Raw genomic sequence first — 21,703 nt, 5'->3', positions numbered from 1 at the left:
CTATCCAACTAATATATTCTCTTTTGGATATTTTACATTTTCTTTAACTTTTGCTTCACCTAAAGCTAGGGCAAAAGTAAGTGGTCCAAGTCTTCCAATAAACATTGTTATTATTATCAAAATTTTTGAAAATATTGATAAATCTGCTGTTATTCCCATAGATAGTCCAACAGTTCCAAAAGCAGAAATAACTTCAAAAATTATCTCTTCAAATCTAAAATTTTCAACCATTAACATAAGCATTATAACAATTGAAACATATATTATAGATATAACCAGAATTGCCAAGGCTCTATTTAGAATCTCCCAACCAATTCTTCTGTTAAATATTTCAATATTCTCTCTTCCTTTTACAACTCCAACCACATAAAAAGCCATAACTCCAAGTGTTGTCGTCTTTATTCCTCCACCAGTTGAACCTGGCGAAGCACCAATAAACATTAATATATAAAACATGAAAATTGTTCCACCATTTAAACTTCCCATAGGTACCGTATTAAATCCTGCTGTTCTTGTTGAAACACTTTGGAAAAATGATGCCAATATTTTATCAAATATATTCATATTTCCAATTGTAGATGGATTTTTAAATTCTAATAATAGAAATAAAATCGTCCCTCCAAATGTTAAAAAAATAGAAATTAAAATACCTACTTTTGAAGTCAATGTAAATCTTTTTACATTTTTTCTAACAGCCATAAGAACTGAGTTAATTACAGAAAAACCAATTCCACCAATTATTATTAAATAAGCTATCGTCATATTCAATCCAAAACTTTCAGAGTATGTCTCTAAATTATTTGAAAACAAAGAAAAACCAGCATTACAAAATGCTGATATAGAGTGGAATATTCCAAAATATATAGCTTTTTTCAAAGGGAATTCTTTTAAAAATTCAAATGTTAAAAAAATTGCCCCTATAGTTTCTATTACAAATACAGTCGCTATAAGTCCTTTTACAAAACTTACAATTTCTCCATTACTTTCAGCATTCCTCTCCTCTTTTAATAGCTCTCTTTCATGATAACTCATTCTCTTTCCAATCAACAAAAAAAGTATTGAAGAGAAAGTCATTACTCCAAGTCCACCTAGCTGTATAAATATAAGCAGTATTATTTGACCCTGAAATGACAAAACCTTACTTATATCAATTGTAGAGAGTCCAGTCACACACATAGCTGATGTGATTGTAAAAATGGATGTCAAAAAACTAATTTTTTGTCCCTCTTGAAGTGAAAAAGGCATAACTAACAGAATTGATCCAACAACTATTGCCATAAAAAAACCTAGTATTAGTTTTCTTGATGGAGATAATTTCTTAAAAGAATTTACATTCATCTAAACTCCTCCAAATTTTTGAAATACTTTTCAATTATACATTATTTTGTGTTCTCTTTCAACAGATTAGATAAATAGTAAGAGCTGACTCTAAAGTCAGCTCATTCATAAAGATTATTTTTTTACTTTACTTTCTGCAGTTGTCTTTATACGTTGCAGTTGTTTTTCTAATCTTGAGTTCATGTAATATTCTACTACAAGTTTAGGTTTTAAAGTATTTAGTAACCAACATTTCAATATCAACAATGTCTTATTTTTTTCCAATCTTTCAACATCATACTCTATTTTAATTTCAAAGTCATCCTCATCTAAAGATACTTTTATTTTTTCATCTTTCTCGTACGCTAGAATCCTTCCGTGAAAAACATGTCTTCTTTTATCAACTTCAATTATTTCTTCAAATTCAGTTCCTACGAGGTCATTAGTTTTAGAGATAACTCTACCCTCCTTAAACCCTTCCATCCATTCATTTTGAATTTCCCCATCTTCAATTACTGAGAAAATTAATTCCTTTGGCGCTTCAATTACTATACTTTCCATAAAAAATGGACTCTTTTCCATAACTTCACCTCATAATTATTTCTATAATTATAAAAATACACTTTTAAATTGAAATTTCCTTTTAAAATTTTGTTTATTACAAATTAAAAATAGAGTATAATCTAATAATTATAATTCGAGGTGGATGTCACATGAGTAGAAAAAGAATATTTTTAGTCATATTTCCTTTGATTTTTGGAGTTTTAATCTATATGCTTTTTAGAAGTAAAAATCTTTTATATTTTAAACTATTAAATCACTTATCTTTAGATACTCCTATATTAGAAATTAGAAAATATACAAAATTAATTCGACCGGCGATTCCAAACTGGGTTATTTATTCTCTTCCAGATGGAATATGGTTATTTTCAATGGGTTCAGCTATGCTTCTTCACAGAATATTTTTTCCAGGAATACAGCTTATATACACTGGAATTTATGTAGTAATGGTAATAATTGAAGTTATTCAATTTTATTTTGGAGGTCATGGTACTCTTCTGGGAACTTTTGATCTCATGGACTTGTTATGTTTTTCAGTTGGATATATTTTAGCTTCTTTTTTAGGATATTATTTTTGGAAAAAAAATGACTCTAACGAATACTATAAATATAAGTATGAAAAATATGTTCTTAAAATTACAGATTATCATTTAAAAGATATAAAATATGCAGAAACAATAAAAACTATTTTTTTAGTTATTATTTTTTCTATTATAGGATTTTTGCCTAGCTTGGTAAAGTTCAGTTAAATTAAATAGCCTAAGTTCTGTATATACAGAACTTAGGCTATTTTTATTTTTTATTATCTTTTTATTCTCTCTACATACTCATTTGTTCTAGTATCTATTTTAATCCACTCATCTTGCTCAACGAATATAGGTACTTGAATTTCGAATCCTGTGTTTATTTTAGCAGGTTTCATAACTTTTCCTGAAGTATCTCCTCTTAATCCTGGCTCTGTATAAACAACTTGTCTTTCTACGAAAGTTGGTAATTCTACAGCAACTGGAGTTGACTCATAATATATGATGTCTAATTCCATTGATTCTTCTAGATAGTTTATTGCATCTCCTAAATCTTCCTCTTTAAGTTCGATTTGATCCCAAGTTTCTGGGTTTGAGAATACATAGAAATCTCCACCATCGTTGTATGAGTAAACTGCTTTTACTTTATCCAGTCTAATATCATCCATTTTCTCATCTGCTTTGTAAACTGCATCTGATGTATTTCCAGATAATAAATTTTTCATTTTAAATTTCATCATCGCTGAGTTTCTTCCAGATTTGTTATATTCAGCTTTTAAAACTACAAATGGCTCGTTTCCGATTTTGATTGTACTTCCTGCTCTTAATTCTTGAGCTACTTTCATTTAAACCTCCTCAATATTTAACAATAAATTTTTTTATTTTATTTATAAGGTTACACTCCGATATCAGAAACTCAGAATAGTCAAAATACATACTCTGAAGTTCTTTAAAATTTTTAAAAAATTCATCATATTCTTCTAAACCTATTTCCAAAGTGTTCTCTTTTCTAAAGTTATAATCCCTTAAAAGCTTATTTTGTTTTTCGATGACTTTTATGTCATGATTTTCACGTAAATACTCTGTCTGTCTTTCTATAAAACCCTCAACTTTATCCATATGCACTAATTCATCTTGAAGATAAGCATGCCAAATAAATGGTTTTCCAGTTAAAAGAGCTCTTACAAAAGAGTCCTCTCCTCTAACAAAATTAAAATCAACAGCATTTATAATTTCTTCATACTCTTCTTGATTTAAAAAATCCATAAACTTCATATATATTTTACCATATTTATATGTTTTTCCAAAATTTTCTACTGAAATATTTTTAAAAATTTCAACAAAACTTTGCTGTGACTTTTCACCCATTATTAAAAGAATTACTTCTTTATCTAATTTTTTTAAACTTTCTAATAAAGGAGTAAAATTTTTCTCATAAGAAAACACTGTTCCAATCAATTTATCAGAAAAATCTATTTCAAAATTTTCTAAATATTTTTTTAGATATTTACCTTTATTTTGTAAAACTGTTTCCTTTGTTTTTAAAAATAAACTATCTACAATCAAGCCACCTGATTTTTTAGTAAATCCAGGCATATAGAAATATTTTTTTAATCCCTTCAGTCCAAGAGGCGATTCTTGAAGATGAAAATCCTCTATCCAATCCTCAGCAGAAAGATATTCTAAGTTTATAAGTAACTTCGATTTTTCTTTTGCAATCTCCATATATTCGTTGGGAATATTACATCCAAAGGCTTCTATTATAACATCTGATGTCTCAAATGTACATATGTTTTTAATTAGAAAATCTTTTGTGATATAAGTAATTCCATTTATATTTTGAATCTCTTTTTTTTCACAGTTTTTATTAATTGCAATAAACTCATCTAATCTATTTAATATAACTCTTATCTCTAAAGAATCATTAAAACTTTTTTTAAACTCCTTAGCTATTCTATAAACTACTCCAATATCCCCGTAGTTGTCTATAACTTCACAAAATATATCCAAAGTTTTAAAGTCCATTAGTCCACCTTTTTTCCAGTTCTTTTCTCATACTCTTTTTTAGCATGTTTTACCCAGTTTGGTCTAGCAATCATTCCTCTACCAACTGCGACTAAATCTAACAATTCATTTTCAACTAACCAACTTGCTTGTTCTTCAAGCTTTATATTCTTTACTCCTATAACTGGTATAGTTACATATTTTTTTATTTCAGTTCCCATATATACAACCCAATCTAAAGGAAATGTTTCTGGATAGTCTATTTTTACTGGACTTTTTCTTTCCGGATCTGGCACACCAGAAGAGACGTGTAATACATCTACTCCTATCTTTTGTAGATATTTTGCAATTTCTATTCCATCCTCTAAATCTGGTTCATTTCCACCCATACGATATCCTAAGATAAATTTATCATCAAATAAATCTTTTGTTCTTTTGATAAGTTCCTCTGAAAAGTACATTCTTTTTTCAAAACTTCCTCCATACTTATCATCTCTTAAATTCCAAATCCTTGAATTTAATTGAGATATAAGATATGTATGTGCACCATGAATTTCTATACCATCAAACCCTGCTACTTTAGCTCTTTTAAAAGCCTTTACAAATTTTTCCAGAAGTTCATCTAAAACCTCTTCTTGAACTGTTGCAATACCTTCTTTATATCCAGCGTGATGAATTTGAATAATAGTTGGAACAGAATATTTTTTTCCAATATCTGCTATTTTTTTTAATCCATCTATAAATTTGTCATCCCAAATACCTATTTGATTTTCTCTTAATTTTCCATCCTCACTTATACAAGAGGCCTCTACTATAATCATACCAACTTCGCCTTCTGCCACATCTTTATACCACTCTAATAACCCTTCTGTTACGAATCCGTCTTTTTCGACCATCGAAAATCTTACTAGTGGTGGTAGTACTACTCTATTTTTTAAAGTTAAACCTTTTATTTTTAATGGAGTAAATAAATTTATCACTTAACCCGTCCTTTCCAAAATATTTATTGTATCAGTAAAAATTTTATCATAAAAAAGAAAAATATAATATATTTTTAAAAATTAATTTTCATGATATAATATGATGAATTTTAAAAATATAATACTATAGGAGGCTATATTAAAATATGATATCAACTAGTAATCTTAGTATGAGATTTGCTGGTAGAAAACTTTTCGAAGATGTTAACGTAAAGTTTACTCCAGGAAATTGTTATGGACTAATCGGAGCTAACGGAGCAGGAAAATCTACTTTCGTTAAAATTCTTTCAGGTGAAATGGATCCAACTGAAGGAGATGTAATTTTAGAAAAAAATAAAAGAATGGCTGTTTTAAAACAGGATCACTTCGCTCACGAAAATGATACAGTTTTAAACGTTGTACTTATGGGACACTCAGTTCTATGGAAGATTATAGAAGAAAGAAATTCAATTTACTCTAAAGAAGAGTTCTCAGATGAAGATGGTATGAGAGCTGCTGAACTTGAAGGAGAATTTGCAGAATTAAACGGTTGGGAAGCTGATACTGAAGCGGAAATGTTACTTTCTGGTTTAGGAATTCAAGAATCACAATACCACAAACTTATGAAAGATCTTAGTGAGCCTGATAAAGTTAAAGTTCTACTAGCACAAGCTATATTTGGTAACCCAGATGTTCTTCTACTAGATGAGCCTACAAACGGATTAGATATTATGGCTGTAGCTTGGTTAGAAGAGTTTCTTATGAAACTTGATAACACAACTGTTATCGTAATATCTCATGATAGACACTTCTTAAACAAAGTTTGTACTCACATAGCAGATATCGACTATGGAAAAATTAAAATGTATGTTGGTAACTATGATTTCTGGTACGAATCAAACCAACTTATGCAAACACTTATAAACAATAAAAATAAAAAAGTTGAACAAAAAAGACAAGAACTTCAAGAATTCATCGCTAGATTTAGTGCGAATGCTTCTAAATCTTCTCAAGCTACTTCTAGAAAAAAACAACTTGATAAACTTCAACTTGAAGATATGCAAATTTCTAACAGAAAATATCCATTTATCGAATTTAAACCAGATAGAGATGCTGGAAACAACCTACTTAGAGTTGAAAACCTTACTAAGACAATCGATGGAATTAAAGTTCTTGATAATGTATCGTTTACTATAAATACTGGAGATAAAGTTGTATTAATTTCTCAAAACGATATTGTAAAAACAACTTTACTTTCAATTCTATCTGGTGAGATGGAGCCTGATAGTGGAACATTTACTTGGGGAGTTACAACATCTCAAGCTTATATGCCAAAAGATAACTCAAGCTACTTTGAAAATGTTGATTTAGACCTTATTGACTGGTTAAGACAATACTCTCCTGACCAACATGATTCATTCGTAAGAGGATTCTTAGGAAGAATGCTATTCTCTGGTGAGGAAGCTATGAAGAAATCTAAAGTTTTATCTGGAGGAGAAAAAGTTAGATGTATGCTATCTAGAATGATGCTTACTAACGCTAACGTTCTTTTATTCGATAACCCTACAGACCACTTAGACCTTGAGTCTATTACTTCACTAAACAAAGCTCTTACAGCTTTCAAAGGAACTATCTTATTTGGAGCTCATGACCATGAATTTATACAAACTGTTGCAAATAGAATTATCGAAATTACACCAAATGGTTTAGTAGATAAGCTTATGGAATACGATGATTATATTTCGGACACAGATCTTCAAGAAAAAATTAAATCAATGTATCTTGCTTAAAAATATAATAGCAATTTTTTCATAAAAAACGAGAATTTTTTCTCGTTTTTTTTATTTTTCTATTGATTTTTTTTGGTTTTAGAGTTATATATTAATTATGTTAGAAAACTGTTTTTTTATTTGAAATGTGTTCTTAAATGGTTTTACTACTTGTTTGGAATCTATGGGAGGATTTTATGGTTGAGAACGGAATTGTTAAAAAAGCACAATGTGGAGATCAAGAAGCAATATCTGAAATATTTGAAAAGTACAAAAAATTTATTCTAGTAAGAAATAAATCATATTTTTTAAATGGTGCAGATAAAGAAGACTTGCTTCAAGAAGGAATGATTGGACTTTTAAAGGCAATTAGAGCTTATGATGAAGATAAGAACACATCCTTTAATACTTTTGCATCCCTTTGTATTAAAAGACAAATTATAACAGCTATAAAAAATTATAATTCAGGTAAAAACAGAATATTAAATTTAGCAACTAATGGATTTTATGAAGGCGAAGAAAATAATATTTCTTACGAAAAAAAATCTTTAAATTTTTATACTCCAGAAGAGATTTTTTTAGGAAAGGAAAAATTAGAAGCTCTTAATGAATACTTGAAAAATAATCTTAGTAAGATGGAGCAGGAAATTTTTCAAGAAATGCTTTTGGGGATAAATTATATTGAAATTGCAACTAAAACTGAAAGAGACATAAAATCAATAGACAACACAATTCAACGTATTAAGAAAAAACTGAAAGGTTTTATTTCTGAATATGAATTGGGTAAAAAAATAGAAGTAGGGCTTTAAGCCTCTACTTCTATTTTTTCTGCTTTATATGATTTTTTTAAATATAATTTTCTATAAACTAGAGGTAGGAATATTGCTCCTGATAAAAAGTTTCCTATTGTAACTGGTATAAAATGTTTTACCATTTCAAATACAGTATAACTTTCTGGAGATAATATTTTTCCAATTGATAAGTAGAACATATTTGCTACGACGTGCTGATATCCTCCAAGAATGAAAAGCATAACTGGAAACCATATAGCCATCATTTTACCAAAAGAATCTTTTGCTGAAAATGAGAACCATACTCCTAAAGCAACTAGGATATTACATAAAAATCCACTAGCTATGGCTTCTATGAATCCTAAATGAATTTTATGAGTTGCTACATTTACAGAATAAGAAGCTAGAGCAGGAGAACTAAATGTTCCACCATAATAAGCTATAACAGCTATAAAGATTGATCCCAATAAATTTCCAATCCATACACTTCCAATATTTCTAATCATTTTTGAAAAATCTGTTTTACCTTCAAACCAAGATAAGAATGCTAAACAGTCTCCTGTAAATAAAGATCCTCCAACCAATACTACAAGTATAAGTCCAACAGGGAAAACAGTTGCTCCAACCATCTTTCCAAGCCCTCCACCAATAGTCTGACCGGCAATTAAGTTTCCAGCGGCTGCTAAAGCTATGAATAATCCACCCATAAACCCTAGTAACAATGTTTTTGTTTCTGAATAACCTACCTTTTTTACTCCTAATTCAACAACAGCTTCTGTGCACTCCGTCGTATCAAGATATAATTTCGACATATTTCCTCCTAAAATTAGTAATTAAAATGAATTTAAATACTCAATTCACACTGTCTTTTATTATATCACTTTTTTTTTAGTTTTCAATATATTTTTAACTATACTTAACAAGTTAATATTTATAAAAATAACTTCCACCTATAAACTCTTTTAAAATAGAGTCATCTGGCACCATTTCAGAAGGTATTTCTAAAAAATAATTTAAAAATTTTAACAATCGTTTTGACTCTTCATAATACTCACTTGTTATTTTAACTTTAATAAGTTCTTTCTCTGCAAAGCTTTTTAAAACACCTAATTCATATACCAAATTTGAATCAAATATTATATCTGCGTCCTCTTGAAAAGGAAATATATATGTTTCCTCTCCTCTTCTCACATCTTCCCACATCTCAAGAGTTTCTTGTGCACTAGAACCTCTTGATAGACTATCCCTAACTATTCTTCTTATCTTTCTTACATCACTTGTATAAATTCTGTTATGTCTGTCTATGTTCAGTTGAGTCAAACAACTAATATAAATCTTATATTTATTTTCTTTTTTGATAGAGTTTGTCATTCTTTCATTTAATCCATGAATTCCCTCTATTATAATTATTCCATTTTCAGGAAGCTTAACATATCTTCCATTCATTTCTCTTTTTCCAGTTATAAAATTATATTCTGGTACCTCTATTTCATAACCTTCCATAAGCTGTTGCAAATGATTATTTAAAAGTTCTAAATCAAGTGCATCTATAGTTTCATAATCTCTTCTACCATTTTCATCCAAAGATAATTTTTCCCTTCCCAAGTAATAGTTATCCAAAGATATAACAACTGGGCTTAATTCAGCTGCTAAAAGTTGAAGTTCTAATCTTTTACTAAAGGTTGTTTTTCCTGATGACGACGGTCCTGCAATAGTAACTAATTTAATTTGTTTACTTTTTAATATCTCATCAGCTATTTTTGTAATTTTTCTATTATGTAATGCTTCATTTATTCTAATTAGTCTCTCTATTTTTCCATCTAAATTTTTTTCATTTAAACTCCCAATATAAGAAACATCCATTATCTCATTCCACAAAGCACTCTCTTCAAAAACTTTAGCCATTTTTGGATTTTCTATACATTTTGGAAGTTCTTCTGGATTTGAAGCCGATGGAATTTTTAAAATAAATCCACCATTATATGAATACAGTTCATATAGATAAATTTCTCCGGTACTTTTATAGAGATCACCATGGAAATAATCACGATACCCATCCATTTCATATTCTTTCATAGTTATTAGTCCTGTATTATCAAGAAGTTTTTTTATATCTTCTCTTTTTATCGAAAAACTTCTTCTTTTTAATACTTCAATATCTGAGCATACTAGACTGATTGGTAAATCCAATTTTATTATTTCATTCATTTTTGCTTTTACCTGTTTGATATACTCTTCTTTTATATGACAGAGATGTTTTACTCTACCATATACACCATTATTTAAAGAATTTTCAATTAAAACTTCAGCATCGGGATATAAATCATTTGTTGCCTTAAATAAAATAAACTTTAAGGTTTCATAATATTTTTTTTCATCAATTTTTTTCATTTTCTGCCTTTATTTCTTTTGCTAAATGGCAAGAATATGAATGCCCTGGTGAAATCTCTTTTAATACAGGACTTTCTTTTCTACAAATATCTTTGGCATATACACATCTTTTTTCAAATCTACATCCCGGTGCAGGATTGATAGGAGAAGTTATTTCTCCTTCTAATTTTATTCTATTCATTTTATACTTTAAACTTGGAACTGGAATTGAAGAAAGTAAAGCTTTTGTATATGGATGAACTGGATTTTTAAATAAATCTTTTGACGGTGCTTTTTCAACTAGCTCTCCTAAATACATTACAGCTATTTCATCTGCAAAATGCTTTACAACTGAAAGATCATGAGTTATAAACATATATGTTAGTCCTAACTCATCTTGTAAATCTTTCATAAGATTTAACACTTGAGCTTGAATAGAAACATCCAAAGCAGAAACAGGTTCATCACAAACTATAAATTTTGGATTTAAGGCTAGAGCTCTAGCAATACCAATTCTTTGTCTTCTTCCTCCGTCCAATTCATGTGGATAAGTATTAACTAATCTTTCTGTTAGCCCTACAGTTTCCATTAACTGCTTTACTCTACTATTTAATTCTGCTTTATTTTTACATTTTTTATGTATTATTAAAGGTTCCGCTATAATTTCACTCACGGTCATTCTTGGATTTAACGAAGCAAATGGATCTTGGAATATTATTTGCATTTCTTCTCTAAGTTTTACCATCTGATCTTTGTCAAATTCTCTTATATTTTTACCTTCAAAAATTATTTCTCCATCTGTAGCTTCTAGTAATCTTAAAATCACACGCCCCGTTGTTGATTTTCCACAACCTGATTCTCCAACTACACCTAAAGTTTTTCCTGCTCCTATTGAAAAACTTACTCCATCAACAGCATGAAGAGTTCCTTTAGGAGTATTAAAGTATTTTTTTAAATTTCTTACCTCTAAAATCTTATCTTCCATGTTTATCCTCCTCTAGTAGCTCTGGAGCCTCAACTAGCCCCTCGTAAACTAAACATCTATACTTATGACCATTGTATTCTGAAACTGCTGGAACTCTTGATGAACAGATTTCAGCTGCATATGGACATCTCGGATGAAATTTACAACCAGTTGGTAAGTTTGTTGGATCTGGCATAAGACCTTTTATTGGATTTAATCTATCATTTTCTGAATCTAAACTAGGAATTGAATCAAATAATCCATGAGTATATGGATGTTTTGGACGCTCAAAGATATCATAGATGCTTCCTGACTCTACTATTTCTCCTGCATACATAATAGCAACCTTATCGCAAACTTGTGCAACTACTCCCAAATCATGAGTTATTAAAATCATAGAAGTTTTAAATTTATTTTTTAAATCATTCATTAAATCTAATACCTGAGCTTGGATAGTAACATCCAGTGCTGTAGTTGGTTCATCTGCTATAAGAAGTTGTGGATTACAAGCCAGCGCTATTGCTATTACAACTCTTTGTTTCATTCCACCAGAAAACTGGTGAGGGAAATCATTTACTCTTCCACCTGGTATTCCAACAAGCTCTAGCATATCCTTAGCTTTTTCCATAGCTTGATCTTTAGAGAGCTTTTCATGTATCTCTAATACTTCAGCAATTTGATATCCAACGGTCAACACTGGATTTAGGGATGTCATAGGATCTTGGAATATCATTGATATCTTACTTCCTCTTATAGTTCTCATTTTATCTTCTGTTACCTTTAGAAGATCCTCTCCTTCGAATTCTATACTTCCTGAGATTATCTTTCCAGGAGGATTTGGAACAAGTCTCATAATTCCAAGTGCAGTTGTTGTTTTCCCTGCTCCTGTTTCTCCAACAAGTCCTAATGTTTCTCCTTCACTTAATTCTATATCTACTCCATTTACAGCATTTACAACTTCCTCGTCTGTAGAATAATTTATTGCTAATTCTTTTATACTAAGTAATTTTTTTTTCATTTGTTCCCCCTACCTCAATTATTGTTTTAATCTTGGGTCTAATGCATCACGAAGTCCATCTCCTAAAAGATTAAGAGATAAAATAGTAATCATTATAACTACTCCTGGGAAAGTAGTAACCCACCAAGCATATCTAAGGTACTGTCTTCCACCTGAAAGCATTGATCCCCATTCTGGAGCTGGTGGCTGAATTCCTAATCCTATAAAGCTCAATCCTGCTGTTGAAAGTATTGCTCCTGCAACTCCTAAAGTTCCTTGAACTATTACTGGGGCTAAAGCATTTGGAATAATATGTCTAAATATTATTCTTCCATCACTAGCTCCTATAGCTCTAGCTGCCTCTACAAACTCTTGGTCTCTAATTGATAACACTGATGCTCTAACTATCCTTGCATACCCTGGAATGGAAGATACGCTAATTGCCACCATCAAATTTAAAAGGTTTGGACCTAATGCTGAAACGATTGCTATAGCAAGTAAAATACTTGGAACCGCTAAAAATATGTCCATAATTCTCATTATTACATTATCTAATTTTCCACCGTAATATCCAGCGATTGCCCCTAAAGTTCCACCTATAACTATCGCGATTCCAACAGCTACAACTCCAACCTTTAGAGATACTCTAGCTCCGTGAATTATCCTTGCAAAAATATCCCTTCCAAATTCATCGGTCCCTAACCAATGCTGAGCACTTGGTGGTTTCAATCTCATTCTTAGATTTTGTTTAATAACTACATTATCATAGTTTGCTATTTGATCTGCAAAAATTGCCAATAATATTAAAACCGTTAATATAAAAAGACCTGTTAGTGCCATTTTATTTTTTTTCAAACTTCTCCATACTTCTGCCCATTGACTTCTTTTTTTCGTTGTTACAACAGTCTGCTCTGCCACTTTATGTCCCCCTTTTACTTATATTGAGATTTTATTCTCGGATCTACATAAGCGTATAATATATCTACTAGTAAATTAACTATACTAAATGTTACTGCTAAGAAAACAACTGCCGCTAAAACTGTTGGAGTATCTTTTTGTCTGATAGCATCTACCATCATTCTTCCAACTCCCGGCCATGAATAAACAGATTCTGTAAGTACTGCTCCACCTAAAAGTCCTCCAAATTGAAGACCAATAACAGTTATTACTGGAATAAGTGCATTTTTCAAAGCATGTTTTGTTATAACTACTCTTTCTAAAACTCCTTTTGCTCTAGCTGTTCTTATGTAGTCTTGTCTTATTACTTCAAGCATCGACGAACGAGTCATACGAGTAATTATAGCTGCCGATCCTACCCCTAGTGTGACCGCTGGTAAAATTATACTTTTCCATCCATCAAACCCTCCAGATGGCAACCATCCAAGTTTTACAGAAAAAGTTAATATAAGCATAAGTCCTAGCCAAAAGTTTGGCATAGAAACTCCTAGTAGTGCTGCAATCATACTAACACTATCAAGTAATGAATACTGCTTTGTAGCTGATATAATTCCCAGCGGAATTCCAATTACAATAGCTATAATTACTCCTAAAACTGCTAAGATTAAAGTATTTGGAAATCTAGAAAAGATTTCTCCAAAAACTTCTCTTCCAGTTGTATACGATCTACCAAAATCACCAACAATTGCATTTTTAACAAATTTAAAATATTGAATTAAAAACGGATCGTCTAATCCCATTTCAGTTCTAAGTTTTAATATCGCTTCTCTTGGAGCATTTTCACCAAGTATTAACTGTGCTGGATCTCCAGGTGTGAACGACATTATTGTAAACACTAAAAATGAAACACCCAGTAAAACTGGGATTAATAAAAGTAATCTTCTAAGTATGTATTTGTGCATCAATTCGCCTCCCATTCAATGTTTTTATATCTAGAGAACCCGCTTAAAAAAAGCGGGTTCTCTTTTTTTAATTATTCTACTGTCGCTCCGTAAACTCTATGATGTCCTGCCGGATGCATTTTAAAGTTTTTAACATTTTTTTGTTTACCAACATTGTCTGATGGATAAGCAATTGTAAATACCGGAACTTCTTCTTGTACTATTTCTTGAACTTTTATATAAGCTTCTTTTCTCTCTTCTGGATTTACACTATTTTTTCCTTTATCTAAAAGCTCATCAACTTGTGCATTGCTGTAGAATGATCTATTTCCTGCTCCACCATGAGTTGAAGAGTGGAATAATGGATACATTCCGTAATCTGCATCTCCTGTTACCGAAACCCATCCAAGAATGAACATATCATGGTCTCCTCTTGCTGTTCCATCTAAATATGCTCCCCACTCTAAAGTTTCAATAGTCACATCTATTCCAACTTGCTTCAATTGATCTTGCACGATTGTAGCTATATCTCTTCTTATTGGATTATCATTAGTCCAAAGTTTAATTTTTAAACCATCTTTATATCCTGCAGCAGCTAATAACTCTTTTGCTTTCTCAGGATTATACTCATAATTTTTTGCATTTGGGTTATGTCCAAAAACTTTTGGCCCTATTGGTGAGTTTGCCTTAACAGCTCCACCTTGATAAACTGCCTCTACTATTGAATCAACATCTATTGCATAAGCTATAGCTTGTCTTACTTGAACTTTATCTAGTGGAGCCTTCTTAGTGTTAAATCCTAGATATGTCATAGAAAGAGATGGCTCTTCTACAAAATCTAGCTTTTTATGATTTCTAACCATATCTTTATCTACTGGCTCTAAATCATATGCTATATCAACTTCTCCTGTTTCTAATCCTATTGTTCTATTTGTTCCTTCTGGAATATTTCTAAAAATAACTGTTTTAGTTGGAGCAACACCTTTATAGTAGTCTTCATTAGCTACTAGTACAATTCTGTCTCCAGCTTGCCAATTACTAAATTTATATGGTCCTGTTCCTACAGGTTTTTGACCGTATGCATCTCCGCTTTCTTTCACAGCTTTCTCATTTAAAATAGAAGCTGCTGTATGAGCTAGGTGACTAGTTAACGCTCCGAATGGTTTAGCTGTTTTTATTTTTACTGTTTTATCATCTACTACTTCTACCGATTCAATAGCACCTATAATATGTGATACTTGAGGTGATTTTTTCATTCTATCTAGTGAGAATTTTACATCTGAAGCTTTTAGAGGTTCTCCGTTATGAAATTTCACTCCTTCTCTTAAATGGAATACAGTTGTCACATCATCTATTTGTTCCCATTTTTCTGCAAGCCCTGGTATAACATTCATATCAGTATCTTGCTCTACTAATCTATCATAGATTTGCGCTGATACTCTTGAAGATGGTTGGTCATTAGTTGAATGTGGATCTAAACTTTTAGCATCCGCTCCTTGAGCTATAACTATTGTTTCTTTTGCTGCTAACAATTTAGAAGTATAACCGAAAAATACAACTACAGACATTAAGACAAACATTAAATTTTTAAACTTTTGTTTCATAAAATCCCCCTCATTTGCATTTTTTTTATTTTTTCTAAAAAATTCAGTATATTTCTACTAATGTATCTCCTTTTATGTAACAAGTCAAATTTATAAAATGTATAGGTGGATTCACTATATATATAAAAAATATTTTCCATTTATTTTCTTTATGTAAAATAAAATTTCATTGTTCTTTATACGCTATAAAAGCAAAAAAAAAGAACGGTTTTATTCACCGTCCTTTTTAGTCTGAAATATTCCACTGAAATATGATGTAACTGGAACTGCAATTAAAATACCAATACTTCCACATAAAGCTCTTAAAATATCGACAATTACAGATTCAAAATTTAATATTCTAATTATAGGATACTGATCTCTTTGCAAATATATGAATATTGAAGAAAGTATTCCACTCCCAATATACGCTAAAATTAAAGTGTTAACCATAGTTCCTATCACATCACTACCTATTCTCATTCCTGAATAAAATAACTCTTTTTTGCTTATACTGTTGTCTCTTTCTTTTAACTCTTCCAAAGCTGAAGAAATTGACATTGCCACATCCATAACCGCTCCCATACTTCCTAAAATAACTCCTGCTGATATAATTTCTTTTACATCAATACCTTTAAGTAAAGGAGCATAATTTAATGCTTCAACTGAAGTATATCCTGTCAGTCCCATTAAATTAGTAAATACAAACGATAATATTCCCGCCGCTAAAACTCCTAAAACTGAACCGAAAATAGCTACTATTCCTTTTTCTGTGAATCCAGTCATCAAATAAATAGTTATAAAAGAAGCAAATAATGCTGTTATTGTTGATAGTATAATTGGAGAATATCCAGCTATAATTCCTGGAAGAAAACCTTTATATATGAAAAATATTACAAGAGAAAGAGCAATTATAGCCTTTAGACCTTTCTTTTTGGCAAATAAAACGGTCAATGCAATAAAAATTCCTGTGAGTATAAAAATATAATTTCTTTTATCTATGTCCGCTATGTAAAAACTTGAGGTTCCATCCTCTAAATATTCTTCATATAAAACTACAGACATTCCTTCCTCAATATCTAAATTATAAGATTCTTCACTATAAACAGGAAACTCTAAATATATCTCTTTTCCTTTACTTTCACCTTCCAATATTTTAACATTAAATATTTTTATCTCTTTAATATCCTCTACATCATCTCCAGGAGATTCAATTTTTTCTAACTTTAAAACCTTCCCCTTAATATACTCTTCTTGAGAGTATGATACAAACGATATTAATAAAATAAAAAAACTTAATAAAACTTTTTTCATGCCATTCTCCCTAAAAAACTTTTTTGAATATATTTAACTTATTCTGTAATAATTTTCATTTCTTTTTCTAAAATTACTTTTCTTTTCTGATCTAGAATTTTAATATTTACTCTATCTGCCTTCTTTTGAGGAAGATTTATTAATGTTTCAAACTTTTCTGCTTTACTTCTTCCAGTTCTTCCAATTATACCTTCTTCATTTGAAATTAATTTCCCGTTAACATTATAGAATTTCACTTCATAGAAAGCTTTTACTGAACTATTTCCTTTCGGGACAATTTCAGTCTCTAACTGAATTTTATTTCCATCTTTTTTCAGATTTACTTTTTTTACTTCAGCAATAATATTCTGGTTTCCTTTTTCACCATATATACTAATTGCTATTTCTGTTAACATATTTATATTTATTTTCATATTTTCTTTTTTATTAATTTCATCAACTGGTTTTTTTGGAATTTCTTTAAAAACTAAGTATGATTTATACTCACCATGTGGTAAATCAGATGGGGTTCTTAATGCAAATCTTACTATTTGTTTCCCAAAAGGTTTAACGCTGACTACTTTTGGATAAATTCTCATCCACTTTCCTAAATAATGTTCTTCATTATAATTTTCCGGTTTTTCAGGGCTAACTTCAACTCTCATTTCTTCTGCCGTGTTATTTAAAATTGTCACTTCTTTAGTTTCTGGCTTGTCTAAAGATATTTCAAAGCTCGTTGGAGCTATTCCTATATTAAAAGCGATACCTTGTGTAAAAGTTAATAAAAATAAAATTACTCCGCAAATTTTTTTCATATTATCTCCATTCTCTTAATTTTTAGGTAATAAAAAACGAGGAAAAATCCTCGTTTTGAATTACTTTCTTATTCCAAGTTTAGCTATTAATGCTCTGTATCCTTCGATATCTTTCTTAGTTAAGTAGTTAAGAAGTCTTTTTCTTTTTCCAACCATTTTTAGTAATCCTAATCTTGAGTGGAAATCTTTCTTGTGAGTTCTTAAGTGAGTTGTTAAGTGATTGATTTGAGCTGTTAATATAGCGATTTGAACCTCTGTAGATCCAGTATCTTTAGTGTCCTTACCGTATACGCTGATTATTTCTTCTTTGTTTATCATAGCCATTTTTGAAGCCTCCTGATTATATAAATATTATCTATGCCAAGAATTGCAAGGCTAATCGCAAATCCTAGCTTAAATATAAAAATATTATATCACAGTTCCTTCATCCTGTAAAGTCTTATCCAATTCTACAGCAGACTCTACTTTTGCGGCTTGAGGAAGTGGTTTTAAAGGTTCTAATTCCTCTCCTCTTAACATAATATCTAACTCTTCACCTGTAATAGTTTCTCTTTCCAGAAGTTCTTTAGCTATTTTTTCAAATACTTCTCTATTATCTCTTAAAATATTTTTAGCTGTTATATAAGCGTTACTAACTAGACTTCTAATTTCATCATCTACTTCTTTTGCAGTAGTTTCTCCATAATACTTCTGTTGGAACATGTCTCCTTCATGAGTATTATCTAAAAGTATCGGCCCAAATTTTTCACTCATACCAAATTTTGTTACCATAGCATGAGCTATAGCAGTGGCTCTTTCAATATCATTACTTGCACCTGTTGTTATATCTCCAAATACAACCTCTTCAGCCGCTCTTCCACCTAGAAGAGTTACTAATTCAGAAAGATATTCATTTTTAGATTTTAGGTATCTATCTTCAGTTGGTAAAGTCATCGTATATCCAAGCGCTGCCATTCCTCTAGGAATGATTGTAACTTTATGTACAGGCTCCGTATTTGGTGATAACTTTTGAGTAACAGCATGTCCAACTTCGTGATAAGCAACAATCACTCTTTCTTTTTGTACAGTTACTCTTGATTTTCTCTCTGGACCTATAGTTACTTTTTCAGAAGCTTCCTCTAAGTCAGACATATTGATTTCGTCTCTTCCTGCTCTTGCAGCAAGTATTGCAGCCTCGTTTAATAAGTTAGCTATATCTGCCCCTACAAATCCTGGAGTTTTTCTAGCAACAACGTGGAAATTAACATCTTCAGCGAATTTTTTCCCTCTTGAGTGAACCTTTAAAATTTCTTCTCTACCTTTTATATCTGGTCTATCTACAACAACCTGTCTATCAAATCTTCCAGGTCTCATAAGAGCTTTATCTAAAATTTCAGGTCTATTTGTAGCCGCTAAAACAATTATAGTTTCATCAGTACCAAATCCATCCATTTCAACTAGTAATTGATTAAGAGTTTGTTCTCTCTCATCATTTCCTCCACCTTGTCCACTTCCTCTTTTTCTACCTACAGCATCAATTTCATCTATAAATATTATACAAGGTGCATTTTTTCTAGCTTTATTGAATAAGTCTCTTACTCTTGAAGCTCCAACTCCAACGAACATTTCAACGAATTCAGATCCAGACATACTAAAGAATGGAACTCCAGCCTCTCCAGCAACAGCTTTAGCAAGAAGTGTTTTTCCTGTTCCTGGTGCTCCTAATAAAAGAACTCCTTTAGGAATCTTGGCTCCTATTTTTTTAAACTTTTCAGGCTCTTTTAAGAATTGAACTACTTCTTCCAACTCCACTTTTGCCTCATCTATTCCAGCTACATCTTTAAATGTAACTTTTGAAATTTCTTCTCCGTTTTCTTTAGCTCTAGATTTCCCCATATTAAATATTTGAGGTCCTCCGCCTCCACCCTTATTCATTTTATTTAGCATAAATATCCATACCCCTATCAATAGAAGCATTGGGAACCAAGATACTAAAATATTTAATAAGAATGGTAATTCTTGAGGTGGAACTGATTGAACTTTAACTCCATTTGATTCTAAAACATTTACTAAATTAGGATCTCCTCCTAATCTATCAGTTATCATTCTTGTTTTATAACCAGTTTTATCAGTTTCAGAAGTATATCCAAAAACATAACCTTCTTTTTCATCCACAGATTTTATTGTTTTGTCCTCTGCCAGTTTTAAAAACTCAGTGTAACTTATATCCTTTAAATTAGATTTACTACTATCACTAAATAACGATGGTAAAGACATAAATAAAGTTATTACAAATAATAACATTATGAAACCTTTAAAATTAAATTTCCCACCTTTTTCTCTTTTTGGTCCATTTCCATTTGAATCGTCGTCGTCATCTTCATCATCTTCATCATCCGATGAACCTCTTCCTTTTCTAAGTCCATGTTTCAGCTTAGCTTTTAACTCTTTTTTTCTTTCACCCAATTCATCATAACCATCTTTTGAATCTTCTTTTTTTGGCTCTTCTTCTTTTGGATTCTCTTCCTTTTTTTCCTCGTTGTTATCAACTAATTTAATTAGATCCTCATCTTTTCCATATAGACTTATCACTAACTCTGCCTCCTTGTACTTAACTTTAGTCTTATCCCATTTTTTGAAGCTTTGTAATTTTCGTTTCCTCTTACACCCGCAATCCAAATAACCTCATCATTAAAAACGACAATTGGAATATCATCTCTCATATCTTTTGGAATTTTTTCATTGATTAGAATATCTTTGACTTTTTTACTATTTTTCATGCCAGTTGGAATAATCTTATCTCCGTTTTCTCTTTTTCTAACTGTAAGTATATCTCCGACATTTAAATTAGTTAAGAACTCATTTTTTAATTTTGAATCTTTTTCAGCTTCAAAAGCTTCTAATAAATAATTTCCAAATTCAATCTTCCCAGGAACTTTTAACTCCTTAAATTCTTGACTAATTGAAACTTCTACACTATTGTCTTTTACAAATATTTTATCATATTCTTTTTTCAAGACAAGATTTTTACTCAATTTAAATTCTTTACTTCCACAACTACTTAAAAATTTTAATATTCCTAATATTTTATCTCTTGAAACTTTTATGGAATAATTATTTAAATAACTATTGATTATCTTACTTTGAATGTAATTACTTTCCTTTTCCATTTTTTTTACAGATAGGAATCCTTCATCAAAATAATCTTCATAATCTATTTTTAATAGGTTATTTACATCTCTTATTTCTTTTATTGTAGTAAAAATTTTATCCTTAAAATTTGGATTATATCTATTTTCAATAAAAGGAATTAAATCCAATCTGATACTATTTCTTGTAAATTCATTTTCAAAATTTGTAGAATCTATTCTGTACTCTAGTTCTCTATTATTTAAATACTCCATAATCTCACTTTTGTAAAGTTCATTTATTGGTCTTATATATTTTCCTTTACTATTTATCCCTTCTAATCCTTCTAGCGATGTTCCTCTCATTAATCTAAAAAGAAACGTTTCTATTTGATCATCAAGATTATGTGCTAAAGCCACTTTATTCCCATCTATTTCTTTAAGAACTTCATCAAAAAAGTTATATCTTGCTTCTCTTCCTGCTTCTTCTAAACCAAGACCTTTTTCTTTTCCTTCTTTTGTTATATCAACTCTTTTTATATAGACTTCAATTCCATATTTTTTTCCAATTCTTCTAACAAAATCCTCATCTCCATCAGAATCTTTCCCACGTAATAAATGATTTATATGAGCAAGTACTATTTCGAAGTTTAAAGTTTTCTTTAACTCTAGTAACATTTCAAGTAAAAATGCTGAATCAGGTCCTCCTGAAAAAGCAAGAACTATTTTATCTCCCTCTTGAAGAAGAAATTCTCTATTTATTTTTTCTAAAACTCTTTTAAATATTTTCATCAATTCCCTCTATTAAACA

General features: G+C 30.3%; 20 protein-coding genes. 3 read left to right on the top strand and 17 right to left on the bottom strand.

Annotation, left to right across the window (positions count from 1 at the left end; genetic code table 11):
* Nucleotides 1-1,338 carry a TrkH family potassium uptake protein gene (locus H3N56_RS08970; RefSeq protein WP_185880850.1) on the bottom strand — a complete coding sequence of 446 codons (1,338 nt, stop codon included), beginning with the start codon at nucleotides 1,336-1,338 and terminating at the stop codon, nucleotides 1-3.
* A 114-nt stretch (nucleotides 1,339-1,452) separates the two neighbouring features.
* Nucleotides 1,453-1,899, bottom strand: a complete 447-nt coding sequence (locus tag H3N56_RS08965) for an SRPBCC family protein (RefSeq protein ID WP_185880849.1) — start codon at nucleotides 1,897-1,899, stop codon at nucleotides 1,453-1,455.
* 131 nt (nucleotides 1,900-2,030) lie between these two features.
* On the opposite strand from H3N56_RS08965, the gene H3N56_RS08960 reads away from it, so the two are divergent.
* The gene (locus tag H3N56_RS08960; protein ID WP_185880848.1) at nucleotides 2,031-2,627 is read left to right on the top strand and encodes a hypothetical protein; all 597 of its coding nucleotides are present in this window, start codon (nucleotides 2,031-2,033) and stop codon (nucleotides 2,625-2,627) included.
* A gap of 53 nt (nucleotides 2,628-2,680) precedes the next feature.
* Here the strand turns inward: H3N56_RS08960 and efp are convergent, their stop codons facing one another.
* From efp to H3N56_RS08945, 3 genes are read right to left on the bottom strand one after another with little or no spacing between them, the layout of a single operon-like run.
* On the bottom strand, nucleotides 2,681-3,247 hold the full coding sequence (gene efp / locus H3N56_RS08955) for an elongation factor P (protein ID WP_185880847.1): 567 nt from the start codon (nucleotides 3,245-3,247) through the stop codon (nucleotides 2,681-2,683).
* Nucleotides 3,248-3,257: 10 nt separating this feature from the next.
* The gene (earP, locus tag H3N56_RS08950) at nucleotides 3,258-4,427 is read right to left on the bottom strand and encodes an elongation factor P maturation arginine rhamnosyltransferase EarP (RefSeq protein WP_185880846.1); all 1,170 of its coding nucleotides are present in this window, start codon (nucleotides 4,425-4,427) and stop codon (nucleotides 3,258-3,260) included.
* A complete protein-coding gene (locus H3N56_RS08945; protein WP_185880845.1) occupies nucleotides 4,427-5,386 on the bottom strand; it encodes an NADH:flavin oxidoreductase in 960 nt (319 codons plus the stop codon). The genes earP and H3N56_RS08945 overlap by 1 nt, the downstream gene beginning before the upstream one ends.
* 146 nt (nucleotides 5,387-5,532) lie before the next feature.
* On the opposite strand from H3N56_RS08945, the gene H3N56_RS08940 reads away from it, so the two are divergent.
* Both H3N56_RS08940 and H3N56_RS08935 read left to right on the top strand, forming a co-directional pair.
* Nucleotides 5,533-7,155, top strand: a complete 1,623-nt coding sequence (locus tag H3N56_RS08940) for an ABC-F family ATP-binding cassette domain-containing protein (protein WP_185880844.1) — start codon at nucleotides 5,533-5,535, stop codon at nucleotides 7,153-7,155.
* A gap of 176 nt (nucleotides 7,156-7,331) precedes the next feature.
* Entirely contained in the window at nucleotides 7,332-7,943 is a 612-nt protein-coding gene (locus H3N56_RS08935; protein WP_185880843.1) for a sigma-70 family RNA polymerase sigma factor, read from the top strand.
* Here the strand turns inward: H3N56_RS08935 and H3N56_RS08930 are convergent.
* The 12 genes from H3N56_RS08930 to tilS all read right to left on the bottom strand — a co-directional run bounded on the left by H3N56_RS08930 (nucleotide 7,940) and on the right by tilS (nucleotide 21,684).
* On the bottom strand, nucleotides 7,940-8,737 hold the full coding sequence (locus H3N56_RS08930; RefSeq protein ID WP_185880842.1) for a formate/nitrite transporter family protein: 798 nt from the start codon (nucleotides 8,735-8,737) through the stop codon (nucleotides 7,940-7,942). The genes H3N56_RS08935 and H3N56_RS08930 overlap by 4 nt on opposite strands.
* 112 nt (nucleotides 8,738-8,849) lie before the next feature.
* The gene (locus H3N56_RS08925; protein ID WP_185880841.1) at nucleotides 8,850-10,316 is read right to left on the bottom strand and encodes a uridine kinase; all 1,467 of its coding nucleotides are present in this window, start codon (nucleotides 10,314-10,316) and stop codon (nucleotides 8,850-8,852) included.
* The gene (locus H3N56_RS08920) at nucleotides 10,303-11,280 is read right to left on the bottom strand and encodes an ABC transporter ATP-binding protein (protein ID WP_185880840.1); all 978 of its coding nucleotides are present in this window, start codon (nucleotides 11,278-11,280) and stop codon (nucleotides 10,303-10,305) included. Before H3N56_RS08920 ends, H3N56_RS08925 begins: the two co-directional genes overlap by 14 nt.
* Nucleotides 11,270-12,277 carry an ABC transporter ATP-binding protein gene (locus tag H3N56_RS08915; RefSeq protein WP_185880839.1) on the bottom strand — a complete coding sequence of 336 codons (1,008 nt, stop codon included), beginning with the start codon at nucleotides 12,275-12,277 and terminating at the stop codon, nucleotides 11,270-11,272. Before H3N56_RS08915 ends, H3N56_RS08920 begins: the two co-directional genes overlap by 11 nt.
* A gap of 18 nt (nucleotides 12,278-12,295) precedes the next feature.
* On the bottom strand, nucleotides 12,296-13,174 hold the full coding sequence (gene nikC / locus H3N56_RS08910; RefSeq protein ID WP_185880838.1) for a nickel transporter permease: 879 nt from the start codon (nucleotides 13,172-13,174) through the stop codon (nucleotides 12,296-12,298).
* 14 nt (nucleotides 13,175-13,188) lie between these two features.
* On the bottom strand, nucleotides 13,189-14,115 hold the full coding sequence (gene nikB, locus H3N56_RS08905; RefSeq protein ID WP_185880837.1) for a nickel ABC transporter permease: 927 nt from the start codon (nucleotides 14,113-14,115) through the stop codon (nucleotides 13,189-13,191).
* A gap of 71 nt (nucleotides 14,116-14,186) precedes the next feature.
* Nucleotides 14,187-15,698: a glutathione ABC transporter substrate-binding protein gene (locus H3N56_RS08900; RefSeq protein ID WP_185880836.1), complete on the bottom strand. Its 1,512-nt coding sequence runs from the start codon at nucleotides 15,696-15,698 to the stop codon at nucleotides 14,187-14,189.
* A 210-nt stretch (nucleotides 15,699-15,908) separates the two neighbouring features.
* Nucleotides 15,909-16,991: a YibE/F family protein gene (locus H3N56_RS08895; protein ID WP_185880835.1), complete on the bottom strand. Its 1,083-nt coding sequence runs from the start codon at nucleotides 16,989-16,991 to the stop codon at nucleotides 15,909-15,911.
* A 38-nt stretch (nucleotides 16,992-17,029) separates the two neighbouring features.
* A complete protein-coding gene (locus tag H3N56_RS08890) occupies nucleotides 17,030-17,785 on the bottom strand; it encodes a molecular chaperone (protein ID WP_185880834.1) in 756 nt (251 codons plus the stop codon).
* Nucleotides 17,786-17,845: 60 nt separating this feature from the next.
* Entirely contained in the window at nucleotides 17,846-18,103 is a 258-nt protein-coding gene (rpsO, locus tag H3N56_RS08885) for a 30S ribosomal protein S15 (RefSeq protein ID WP_304488689.1), read from the bottom strand.
* Nucleotides 18,104-18,193: 90 nt separating this feature from the next.
* On the bottom strand, nucleotides 18,194-20,356 hold the full coding sequence (gene ftsH / locus H3N56_RS08880) for an ATP-dependent zinc metalloprotease FtsH (RefSeq protein WP_332647564.1): 2,163 nt from the start codon (nucleotides 20,354-20,356) through the stop codon (nucleotides 18,194-18,196).
* On the bottom strand, nucleotides 20,356-21,684 hold the full coding sequence (tilS, locus tag H3N56_RS08875) for a tRNA lysidine(34) synthetase TilS (RefSeq protein WP_185880832.1): 1,329 nt from the start codon (nucleotides 21,682-21,684) through the stop codon (nucleotides 20,356-20,358). Before tilS ends, ftsH begins: the two co-directional genes overlap by 1 nt.
* Nucleotides 21,685-21,703: the final 19 nt, after the last annotated feature.

The organism is Cetobacterium sp. 2A (assembly GCF_014250685.1).
Taxonomy (GTDB): domain Bacteria; phylum Fusobacteriota; class Fusobacteriia; order Fusobacteriales; family Fusobacteriaceae; genus Cetobacterium.
This window is presented reverse-complemented; position numbering and strand designations above follow the sequence as displayed.

What these genes read in the sequence shown, in the direction of transcription:
- H3N56_RS08970 (WP_185880850.1), bottom strand. Translation starts at nt 1,338, where the DNA reads ATGAATGTAAATTCTTTTAAGAAATTATCTCCATCAAGAAAACTAATA.
- H3N56_RS08965 (WP_185880849.1), bottom strand. Translation starts at nt 1,899, where the DNA reads ATGGAAAAGAGTCCATTTTTTATGGAAAGTATAGTAATTGAAGCGCCA.
- H3N56_RS08960 (WP_185880848.1), top strand. Translation starts at nt 2,031, where the DNA reads ATGAGTAGAAAAAGAATATTTTTAGTCATATTTCCTTTGATTTTTGGA.
- efp (WP_185880847.1), bottom strand. Translation starts at nt 3,247, where the DNA reads ATGAAAGTAGCTCAAGAATTAAGAGCAGGAAGTACAATCAAAATCGGA.
- earP (WP_185880846.1), bottom strand. Translation starts at nt 4,427, where the DNA reads ATGGACTTTAAAACTTTGGATATATTTTGTGAAGTTATAGACAACTAC.
- H3N56_RS08940 (WP_185880844.1), top strand. Translation starts at nt 5,533, where the DNA reads ATGATATCAACTAGTAATCTTAGTATGAGATTTGCTGGTAGAAAACTT.
- H3N56_RS08935 (WP_185880843.1), top strand. Translation starts at nt 7,332, where the DNA reads ATGGTTGAGAACGGAATTGTTAAAAAAGCACAATGTGGAGATCAAGAA.
- H3N56_RS08930 (WP_185880842.1), bottom strand. Translation starts at nt 8,737, where the DNA reads ATGTCGAAATTATATCTTGATACGACGGAGTGCACAGAAGCTGTTGTT.
- H3N56_RS08925 (WP_185880841.1), bottom strand. Translation starts at nt 10,316, where the DNA reads ATGAAAAAAATTGATGAAAAAAAATATTATGAAACCTTAAAGTTTATT.
- H3N56_RS08920 (WP_185880840.1), bottom strand. Translation starts at nt 11,280, where the DNA reads ATGGAAGATAAGATTTTAGAGGTAAGAAATTTAAAAAAATACTTTAAT.
- H3N56_RS08915 (WP_185880839.1), bottom strand. Translation starts at nt 12,277, where the DNA reads ATGAAAAAAAAATTACTTAGTATAAAAGAATTAGCAATAAATTATTCT.
- nikB (WP_185880837.1), bottom strand. Translation starts at nt 14,115, where the DNA reads ATGCACAAATACATACTTAGAAGATTACTTTTATTAATCCCAGTTTTA.
- H3N56_RS08900 (WP_185880836.1), bottom strand. Translation starts at nt 15,698, where the DNA reads ATGAAACAAAAGTTTAAAAATTTAATGTTTGTCTTAATGTCTGTAGTT.
- H3N56_RS08895 (WP_185880835.1), bottom strand. Translation starts at nt 16,991, where the DNA reads ATGAAAAAAGTTTTATTAAGTTTTTTTATTTTATTAATATCGTTTGTA.
- H3N56_RS08890 (WP_185880834.1), bottom strand. Translation starts at nt 17,785, where the DNA reads ATGAAAAAAATTTGCGGAGTAATTTTATTTTTATTAACTTTTACACAA.
- rpsO (WP_304488689.1), bottom strand. Translation starts at nt 18,103, where the DNA reads ATGATAAACAAAGAAGAAATAATCAGCGTATACGGTAAGGACACTAAA.
- tilS (WP_185880832.1), bottom strand. Translation starts at nt 21,684, where the DNA reads ATGAAAATATTTAAAAGAGTTTTAGAAAAAATAAATAGAGAATTTCTT.